Annotated in this window: 4 protein-coding genes; all 4 read right to left on the reverse strand. The window is 33.4% G+C overall.

Annotated elements, in window-relative coordinates; translation table 11 throughout:
- Positions 1–466: 466 nt before the first annotated feature.
- Positions 467–946 (reverse strand): Csac_0668 family 2Fe-2S cluster-binding (seleno)protein, encoded by a 480-nt coding sequence (locus tag U2P91_RS17665; RefSeq protein WP_111886412.1) that lies wholly within the window; start codon positions 944–946, stop codon positions 467–469.
- 215 nt (positions 947–1,161) lie between these two features.
- Positions 1,162–3,006: a heavy metal translocating P-type ATPase gene (locus U2P91_RS17670; protein ID WP_111886411.1), complete on the reverse strand. Its 1,845-nt coding sequence runs from the start codon at positions 3,004–3,006 to the stop codon at positions 1,162–1,164.
- Between the two features lie 14 nt (positions 3,007–3,020).
- Complete coding sequence (locus U2P91_RS17675) at positions 3,021–3,242, reverse strand: cation transporter (protein WP_111886410.1); 222 nt, start codon at positions 3,240–3,242, stop codon at positions 3,021–3,023.
- Between the two features lie 145 nt (positions 3,243–3,387).
- Complete coding sequence (locus U2P91_RS17680; protein WP_111886409.1) at positions 3,388–3,756, reverse strand: ArsR/SmtB family transcription factor; 369 nt, start codon at positions 3,754–3,756, stop codon at positions 3,388–3,390.
- Positions 3,757–4,145: the final 389 nt, after the last annotated feature.

Genomic DNA, 4,145 nt, shown 5'->3' on the forward strand with positions numbered 1-4,145 from the left:
TCTTGATTATATGACGCCGATTGAATTCAAAACAGCAGACCTTAAAAAAGTTGTCTGAAAAAGTGTTGACAATCCATTTGAAATAAAAAAAGGCGAAGACTATCGATCATAAGTTGACCGAAGACTTCGCCTCTTTGGGTTTCTTTATTTAGTTTTAGTTTTAGATTTATATAAAACAAAAACACCAAGATTTTTATATCTCAGTGCTGTTGAAGTTTTTGCATGTTATTGTTAGTATAAAAGATATGACATTTTCTACTAATGGAATATAACCTAATACTTTGGTTAGAAATCAACTATTCTTTTCTGACAATCAAATAATTTGTGTTTTCACAATATTATATTAACATCAGGTAGACCTTTATTTTGATTTCGAATCTGTAAGACTTCAATCTAATCGCATTTGTTAAACCCCATAAATCAAGAGTAGCTACGTTTTTTTCAATTTTAGCCATTTGCACAATAATCATTTTATAGTTAAGCCTTTATCGATAGCTTCCTGAATAATCTTATGACAACAAACTCCCAAGGGATTGTATTCTTTACAATTAGGTTTTTTCATAGCTCCAGTTATCGAATTCACTTCTTTAACTGTCTTCACACCATGCTTAACCACAGCTTCTATTACTTGTTCTTCAGTGACTTTACTGCAATAACAAGAATACTTTGGATTTGCATCTTTCTTAAACCAAATAGGAACACTAACTTGGACTTTTAAGAATTTTATTCCATTATCAACGTTGTAGTAGGCAACATCACAGTCTTCATTCATACAAATCCTATAATTATCTCCCCAGACTGCCTTGCGGTTATCATCTGTCACCAAGTGTTCAACGGTTATCCTACTAACTGTTACTCCTTCATTATTACAGACAGGGCAACTCTCCTTTGTTTTATTTAAATTTTGTGTGGTGCATTCACAGCAACATTCATCAATAACTTTCAATTACATAACCTCCATATCTTTTAAACCATCTAATTCAAGGTCATATACCAACCAATTTTCATTTATAGTTTTAAATTTCTGCCCTTGTGCAGGCTTCCATTGTCTTAGGCCTTAATTTTCATTTGCCTTTAAAAAGTTTCATTTTGTAATTTATACCCCTTGATTGTCTCATCAATTATCGGTATCAAACAAGGGGGGTGAATAGGAAAAATAGTTTATAGATTCTTTACATTCAAAGCTCTAAAAGCATTTAATACTGCGATGATAGTTACACCTACATCTGCAAATATAGCTGCCCACATAGTAGTTATTCCAAAAGCACTCAAAATAAGAACAATTATTTTTATTCCAATTGCAAATACTATGTTTTGATGTGCAATTTTTAGTGTCTTTTTAGAAATCTTCATTGCAGTAGCAATTTTCGATGGCTCATCAGTCATAATTACAATATCAGCAGCTTCAATGGCCGCATCAGAACCTAAACCACCCATTGCTATTCCAATGTCTGCACGAGCTAATACAGGCGCATCATTGATTCCGTCACCAACAAAAGCAAGTTTACCTTTTGTAGATTTTTGCGAAAATAATTCTTCTAGTTTTTCAACTTTGTCTGCTGGCAACAGTTCTGCATAAACCTTATCAACACCAAGCTCTTTAGCAACCTTTGAACCAACACTTTTATTATCACCTGTCAACATAACTATTTGTTTAATATTAGCTGCCTTAAGTTCCTTGATTGCTTGTGCTGAATCTGGCTTTACCTCATCGGCAATTACAATGTAACCTATATATTTGTTATTAACAGCAACATGTACAGCAGTACCGATCAGCTCTCCCTTGAAATAAGGGATATCCATCATTTTCATAAGTTTGATATTTCCTGCCATAACCTTTTTGCCATCTACTGTTGCAATAACACCATGACCTGATATCTCTTCTACATCTGAAATACGTCCATTGTCTATTTCTTTGCCATATGCACGTTTCAGTGAAAGTGAAATCGGATGATTGGAATAGCTTTCCACATATGCAGTTAATTCTAGTAGCTCTTCTTTGGAAACTCCTTCTGGATGAATTTCCTGTACATTAAATACACCTTTCGTTAGTGTTCCAGTTTTATCAAAAACAACAATTTCAGTTTCTGCTAATGCCTCTAAATAGTTACTACCCTTGACTAAAATACCTTTTTTTGAGGCTCCACCTATTCCACCGAAGAAACTCAAAGGAATTGAAATAACTAAAGCACACGGACAGGATACCACAAGGAATGCTAGTGCTCTATATATCCAATCACTAAAAGTCGCCCCGTCTATAACAAGAGGCGGTATAATAGCTAGAAAAACTGCGATTATAACCACAACCGGTGTATAATATCTCGCAAACTTCGTAATAAATTGTTCTGAATTGGATTTTTTACTACTTGCATTTTCAACTAAATCAAGAATTTTACTTACAGTAGATTCTCCAAATTCCTTGGTAACCTCTGCTGTAATAACTCCATTAATGTTGATGCACCCACTTAGGATATCACTTCCAACTTCTACTTCACGAGGAATAGATTCGCCTGTTAGTGCCGATGTATCAATCATTGAACTTCCCTCAATTACCTTGCCATCAAGAGGAATTTTTTCTCCTGCTTTAATTACAATAATATCTCCAATTTGTACTTCATCTGGGTCAACTTTGACAAGTTCATCGCCTTTTTTAACATTTGCATAATCTGGTCGAATATCCATAAGGCTTGCAATTGACTTTCTCGACTTGCCAACTGCATAGCTTTGAAACAGTTCTCCAACTTGATAAAACAGCATAACTGCAACACCTTCAGGATACTCACCAATAAAAAATGCACCAATTGTTGCAATACTCATTAAAAAGTTTTCATCGAAAACTTGACCTTTAAAAATATTTTTTACAGCTCTTTTTACAACATCTCCACCTACAATAATGTAACTTATTATAAAGAGAGCAATCTGTAACCATTCATTATTAAAATTAATAATTGCTGCTGCAACTAACACGGCTGCACCAATTATTATTCGCCACAATCGTTTCTTCATTTTTGCATACCCCCTTATACCCTTTTCATAATAGTATCAGGTTCAATTTTTTTAACTATTTTTTCAGCCTCTGCTATTATTGTAGGCATTTTTTCATCCTCACCATCAATAACAAGTTTTGTGGTCATAAAGTTAACAGTAGCTTCTTTCACTCCATCAAGCTCATTAATAGCCTTTTCCATTTTTGCCGCGCAATTTGCACAATCTAAACCTTCAAGTATAAATTTCTTTTTCATTATTAAATCCTCCTAAATATTATTTGTAATTTTATTTTGAATACTACAAGTCTTTTTCAAATTTTCTTGAAGCATTGCTCATTTGATATGAAGACTTAAATATCTGCCCAAATATCTTCAAAAAATATTCTATTCTACCGCATTACTACTTCTCGTTGATATGAATTAGACCTTGGTCAAATATTTCTCTTACATGATCATCAACTAATGAATAATATACTACTTTGCCTTCTTTTCTGTTTTTCACTAAATTAGCTTGTTTTAAGACTCTCAGCTGATGGGAAATTGCTGATTGTGTCATGTTAAGTAATACAGCGATATCACAAACACACATTTCAGCTTCATGTAAAGCCCATAGTATCCTGATTCGTGTTGAATCTCCAAATACTTTAAATAATTCTGCTAGATCGTAAAGGCTTTCTTCTTGAGGCATTTTATCTCTAACTTGATTTATAATATCCTCATGAATTACATTGCAGTCACATCTTTCAATTAAATTAAATTTTTCGGTCATATTATCACCTCTTTTTTAAACATTTCGTATGAATACTTGAACAAGCATTCATATGTTGTGTATTTATTATATTATTATTTTTCTCATATGTCAATAGTTATATGAGCATTTATTCAAGTGTTTTTTAATAACTGAATTGAAACATCTAAAAACACCTGCTTACGATAATAGTACTATAAAAGGGTGCTTTCAATACAAACGTTTTGAGTATTCCGACGATTTAGAGCCACACAGTCTCCTGCGCAGAGCCACCTAATCCGACGCAGGGAGCCACCTGTTAAAAATTTCAAATCCGCTATAGAGAGCCACTAACGTAAGTATTAAAATGAAGCTACGGGATAACCGTGATACTTACGAAAGGAGGACATGTTAATGTCCAAAGAAAAACA

It is taken from the genome of Acetobacterium sp. K1/6 (assembly GCF_034438075.1).
Classification (GTDB): Bacteria; Bacillota; Clostridia; order Eubacteriales; family Eubacteriaceae; genus Acetobacterium; species Acetobacterium carbinolicum.

Bases quoted from the DNA above. Each gene is read 5' to 3' on its own strand.
- U2P91_RS17670 (WP_111886411.1), bottom strand. From the start codon at position 3,006: ATGAAGAAACGATTGTGGCGAATAATAATTGGTGCAGCCGTGTTAGTT.
- U2P91_RS17675 (WP_111886410.1), bottom strand. From the start codon at position 3,242: ATGAAAAAGAAATTTATACTTGAAGGTTTAGATTGTGCAAATTGCGCG.
- U2P91_RS17680 (WP_111886409.1), bottom strand. From the start codon at position 3,756: ATGACCGAAAAATTTAATTTAATTGAAAGATGTGACTGCAATGTAATT.